This is a genomic window from Pradoshia sp., from assembly GCF_051873915.1.
GTDB lineage: Bacteria > Bacillota > Bacilli > Bacillales > Pradoshiaceae > Pradoshia.
The window spans coordinates 1-5,109 of record NZ_JBJEFJ010000192.1 but is presented as its reverse complement, the minus strand read 5'-3'; the positions used below and the strand labels follow the sequence as shown (position 1 = coordinate 5,109).

Genomic DNA, 5,109 nt, shown 5'->3' with positions numbered 1-5,109 from the left:
AAAAAAGACAAACCCCAAATAGGTTTGCCTGAACCATATCTCTATCCTATTTCTCTACGGACACCTTCGCATCCCATTTATCTACGACCGTGACCCCCACGTTTTGGAATGTATTCATCTCTTCGAATATGTTTGGTACTTCATCTAATGAAATGGTCTTTGTCACTAAAGCACCGGGCTTTAGTTTACCTGACTCAACCATTCCGAGCATGCTTGGATAGCGGGATGGCTGCATACCGAGCGAGCCGATGAGCTGAATTTCCGCTTGGACGATGAAGTCAATCGGAAGAGGAATCATTCCTTGTTCTTCTCTTGTCGTCAAGCCAATTTGCAGATGGCGGCCGCGTTTACGAAGTCCGCTGATCGCTGCTTGGCATGTCTGCTTAATGCCAAGTGCGTCTACAGACACATGGGCGCCGCCCCTCGTAATCTCCCTAACAGCCTGGGCCGGGTTAACCTCCTTCGCATTCACCGTTGCGACCGCTCCCAATTGCTTAGCAAGCTCCAGCTTATCCTCTCCGATATCTACGGCAATAACATTTGCTCCAAGTGCGCTTGCAATCTGGATGGCGGATAATCCGACACCTCCGCAGCCATGGACCGCAACCCACTCACCGCCCTTTACATCTGCTTGGTCAGTGACTCCATGGAAGGCCGTCATGAAGCGGCATCCCATCCCGGCAGCCTCCACGAAGCTGATGGACTCCGGCAAATGCACCAAATTCAAATCAGCATTGGGCACAGCGGTATAACGTCCATATCCGCCCCATGTCGAAAAGCCGAGCAGTTGGATATTGGAACAAATATTATGATGTCCGCTCTGACAGTACGGACATGTACCGTCACCGACCGTGAACGGAGCAATGACTCGGTCTCCTTTCTTAAAGTTCTTCACATTCCTTCCGACCTCTTCCACCACACCTGAGAACTCATGACCGAGAATATGCGGCAAAGGGAGGGCAATTCCTATCCAGTCCCAGTCTCCCTGCCATGCATGCCAATCGCTTCGGCATACGCCATTCGCCTCAACCTTAATGACGACTCCATCATCAGCACACTCTGGATCTGGCATTTCTCTCACGACCAACGGTTTCCGCAATTCCTCCATTACTAATGCCCGCATTTTCTTCCTCCTCCACCAGATTAGAAAGCGCTTACAATATGCAATTGACAAAGGATGCGATTGAACTATTTACATTGTACTAGCCTGCTAAACAGCGGGTCAATGCCAATCGCTCTACATATTCCGCCATAACATCGGTTCAGTTTACAGCACTCGACCTTGGACACAATTTCCAGATAAACAAGCTGTAAATGGAGGTAAATAAATAGAGAATAGGTCGATTTCACAGAAAGGAGGTGAGGGATTATGTGGCTCTTTCTCGGTATATTAGCAGCGGCAGCAGCCATTATTATTCTCCTTTTGGGATTCCGGAGAACCGACCGCTTACGAAAAAGGTATTTCATCATTAGCGGATGCTTATTTGCCGTCTCCGTTATTCTAATTCTAATCTATACATTCATTATTGTGCCGCTTCATGGAATCTGTATGGAGCTAGATAACAATCCACCTGAAGAAGTCGCTTTAGCACAAGAGTCTATAGAAGTGACTGGCAAGGTGAACCACGCGAGTTCTTTGATCGTAAACGGTGAAAAGGTAACTATTAAGGACAATGGTGAATTCTCGGCAAATATCCCAGTTGAGAAAGGAAAAAACACGATTGTGTTTACCGCCAGCAATTACGTAACCGATAAGGAATACAGCTATACAGTTAAACGGAAGAATCCTGATATTCCGCTTACCCTTAAATATGATAAAAACATTGAAGTCTTAACGTATACGATTAAGGGAACAACGGAGCCTGATGCCAAAGTCACCCTCATTCAGGATGGAGCGAAGCTGGACGAAGCAACCGCCGATCAAGATGGTCATTTTTCTTTTACCGTAGATACGACAGATGAAGGCAACTATCAATATGCCATCGTATCCGCTAAAGAGAACTTCACGACCATCACAAAGAATGTGTCCATTAAACGGACGTTGACCAACATCCCGCTCGAGCTATCTTATGATGAGGAGATTACAGTACCAAGCTATCAATTGAAAGGGGTTACAGAGGCTGGTGCGATGGTCACCATCACTGATAAGGATGGTAAAGAAATCGATAAAGTGAAGACCGGCAAGGATGGCAGCTTTTCTTTCAAACTTAATACCTTTAAAGAAGGAACTTACACTTATACCATTTCTTCATCATTACGCGGCTATAACACCAGCACAGAGGAAATCACGCTCGATAGAACCTGGAAAGCTGTTAAGCTGGATGTAGATTACGAGAGCAGTATACAAACAAAGACAACGACCATCAAAGGAACAACCCAAGCCGGAGCATCGGTCACCATCCATAAAGGTGACTCAAAAGTCTGCACAACCAAAGCTGGTAAAAACGGTAAATTCTCCATGAAGGTGGATACGGCTGAGGAAGGTACGTACGACTTTACAGTTGAAGCTAAGCTCAAAGGCTATAATGCCCATTCGGAAGATATCTCTATTGAACGGACAATGTCAGCAGCAGAAAAACGTGCCAGCGCTAAGACCATTTCGTTTGCCCAGCTTGAGAAAAATCCGGATAAATATGACGGAGAATATGTGAAATATACCGGAGAAATTCTCCAAATCAGTGAGGGCTATTTCATGACCGGCATCCGTCTTGCTGTTACGCAAACATCCTATGGATGGTATTCAGCAGATGATGTTATTTGGGTTGAATATGTCGGAACGACCGACTTTGTTGAAGAGGATGTTGTGACCGTCTATGGCGAAATTACGGGCACCTATTCCTATACATCTATTGCTGGATGGGAAATTACCATTCCTGCGATGGAAGCCGACACCATTGAATAAGCCAAAAAAGAAACCATGCTCCTACGAGCATGGTTTCTTATCTCAAGGCACTTTTTCGGATTTGATTTTGAAATCGTTCCAAGGAATCCTTCCAGGTTGGAACATAAAATCCTGTTTCCTTCACCTTATCAAGTGACATGACGGAGTATGACGGCCTTTTGGCCTTCTGCGGGAATTCCTCTGAGCTGACAGGCAAGACCTTTACATCAGTATTCTTCAGAATCTCGACAGCAAATTCATACCAGCTCGCCTCTTCATCATTGGAGAAGTGATAGATGCCGCTTTCCGGCCTTACCTCAATCACATGCTTCATAAAGCTGGCTAAATCAGGCGCATAGGTAGGGCGCCCATACTGATCGGCTACGCCCTTTAAGACATTTTTCCTCTCTGCTGATTTCAGCATCGTATAGACAAAATTCTGCCCATGCTCACCAAACACCCAGGATGTGCGGATGATATAGGCATCCGGGCAATAGTACCGAACCGCTTGTTCACCCGCCAGCTTGGCTTTCCCATACTCATTGAGCGGATTAGGCTCATCCTCTGGTGTATAAGGACTTGTTTTCCTACCATCAAACACATAATCCGTGCTGATAGTCATAAGCTTTGCACCGACCTCATGAGCAGCCTTACTGATATTGACTGACCCCTCACGGTTGATTTTCCAATTCGCCTCTAAGCCATCACCTTCTGCCTGTTCGACATTCGTATAGGCCGCACAGTGCAGAATCCAATCCGGACGAAAATCGCAGACCTTTTTCATGACTTGCTCTGCATTCGTAATATCAAGCTCTTGTCGATCAAATCCCCGCACCTCATAGTCGCCGTCCTGGCTCAATAGGCTGACTGTCTCTGTCCCTAGTTGTCCGTTCGCTCCGGTTACGAGTATTTTCATCATTAAATTCCTAACTTTGCGCGTTCTTTCAACGGACGCCACCATTCCTCATGATTCAAATACCATTGAATGGTTTCAACAATCCCTGTATCAAACGTATATTTCGGTTTCCAGCCAAGCTCGGTCTCCAGCTTAGTCGGATCAATGGCATAACGCAAATCATGTCCAAGGCGGTCCTTCACGTATTTGATCCGGCTCTTTGGAATCTTTAAGTAATCGGTGATCATCTCAACAATCTCATTATTCGTCCGCTCATTATGGCCGCCGACATTATACACTTCCCCGCTTTTCCCTTTATGAAGGACAAGGTCAATAGCGGCACAATGGTCGGTGACATGGAGCCAGTCACGGATATTCTTCCCGTTTCCGTATATAGGCAGGTCTTCCCCGTCCAATCCGTTCGTAATCATAAGCGGAATTAGTTTCTCCGGAAAATGATAAGGACCGTAATTATTGGAACAGCGTGTGATGTTAACGTTCAATCCATACGTTTCATGATAGGAGCGGACTAATAAATCAGCCCCTGCTTTGCTGGCTGAATAAGGGCTGTTCGGGGCAAGCGGTGTATCCTCGGTGAAATAGCCGGTTTCCCCTAATGACCCATACACTTCATCTGTTGACACCTGGAGATAGCGCTCAACACCACAGCTCCTTGCCGCCTCAAGCAGATTCAAGGTTCCTTGAACATTCGTCTCAATGAATATGCCAGGGTTTTCAATACTCCGGTCCACATGGGATTCAGCTGCGAAGTTAACAATGGCATCAATATCATGCTCCTTGATAAGCTCTGGCACAAGCAATCTATCCGTAATATTCCCTTCAACAAAAAGATGATTTGGATTGTCCTTCAAATCATCCAAATTATGAATATTGCCCGCATACGTCAATAAATCCAGATTCACGATTTTCTTATCAGGGTAGCTCTCCAGAATATGCCGGACAAAGTTGCTGCCTATGAACCCTGCCCCGCCAGTCACTAATAGATTCACGTTCAACCCTCCCAAACAAAGTTATTTTCAGCTTCTGCTAATACTGGGTGCATGCTGTCTTTTTTCGATAGGATTGGTTCTGAAACTGGCCAATCAATCGCAAGCTCAGGGTCATCCCAAGCAACCCCTCGGTCATACTCGGGTGAATATAATTCATCCACCTTATACAGCACATTCACATTCTCCGTGATGGTACAAAATCCATGGGCAAATCCCTCGGGAACAAGCAGCTGGCGCTTATTATGTTCACTTAATATGTACCCTTTCCATTGCCCATAAGTTGGAGAACCTTTTCTCATATCAACAACCACATCATAAATAGC

General features: G+C 45.8%; 5 protein-coding genes. 1 reads left to right on the top strand and 4 read right to left on the bottom strand.

Going from position 1 to position 5,109, the window contains the following annotated elements:
- Window positions 1-46 precede the first annotated feature (46 nt).
- Entirely contained in the window at window positions 47-1,123 is a 1,077-nt protein-coding gene (locus tag ACI35L_RS16575; protein WP_049669408.1) for a zinc-dependent alcohol dehydrogenase family protein, read from the bottom strand.
- Between the two features lie 246 nt (window positions 1,124-1,369).
- Here ACI35L_RS16575 and ACI35L_RS16570 point away from each other — a divergent pair, with 246 nt between their 5' ends.
- A complete protein-coding gene (locus ACI35L_RS16570; protein ID WP_439803363.1) occupies window positions 1,370-2,902 on the top strand; it encodes an Ig-like domain-containing protein in 1,533 nt (510 codons plus the stop codon).
- Between the two features lie 37 nt (window positions 2,903-2,939).
- On the opposite strand, the gene rfbD is transcribed toward ACI35L_RS16570, so the two are convergent.
- From rfbD to ACI35L_RS16555, 3 genes are all read right to left on the bottom strand, one after another.
- Complete coding sequence (gene rfbD / locus ACI35L_RS16565; RefSeq protein ID WP_439803362.1) at window positions 2,940-3,800, bottom strand: dTDP-4-dehydrorhamnose reductase; 861 nt, start codon at window positions 3,798-3,800, stop codon at window positions 2,940-2,942.
- Window positions 3,800-4,786, bottom strand: a complete 987-nt coding sequence (gene rfbB, locus ACI35L_RS16560) for a dTDP-glucose 4,6-dehydratase (protein ID WP_439803361.1) — start codon at window positions 4,784-4,786, stop codon at window positions 3,800-3,802. The genes rfbD and rfbB overlap by 1 nt, the downstream gene beginning before the upstream one ends.
- 2 nt (window positions 4,787-4,788) lie before the next feature.
- Window positions 4,789-5,109 (bottom strand): dTDP-4-dehydrorhamnose 3,5-epimerase family protein (locus ACI35L_RS16555; protein ID WP_439803360.1); only part of this gene is annotated, 321 nt, incomplete at its 5' end.